The sequence below is a fragment of the Veillonella sp. ZSJB6 genome (genome assembly GCF_051549505.1).
Classification (GTDB): domain Bacteria; phylum Bacillota; class Negativicutes; order Veillonellales; family Veillonellaceae; genus Veillonella.
The window spans coordinates 1-261 of record NZ_JBPUGE010000083.1; the positions used below are offsets into that span (position 1 = coordinate 1).

The 261-nt window shown below is 46.7% G+C and carries 1 protein-coding gene; it reads left to right on the forward strand.

Annotation, left to right across the window (positions count from 1 at the left end; translation table 11 throughout):
• A partial coding sequence (locus tag ACSV5T_RS09980; protein ID WP_438321019.1) for a hypothetical protein occupies positions 1 to 261 on the forward strand: 261 nt, incomplete at both ends.

Consider the following 261-nt stretch of genomic DNA (forward strand, 5'->3'; position numbering starts at 1 on the left):
CCGGAAAAATCATTCAAAGTGATGATGTATTTTCGTTTTCATTGGATGCGGTGTTGCTGGCTGAATTTGTGTGGGTCCCGATTCAAAAAGGAAGACTCGTTGATTTATGCGCCGGTACGGGGGCTATTCCGCTCTTTTTATCGTATCGGACGAAAGGAACGGTGACAGGACTTGAAATACAGCCCCGTCTCGTTGATATGGCGAATCGAAGCATTGCCGTTAACGATTTAAGTGACAGGCTGCACATCCTTGAAGGCGATG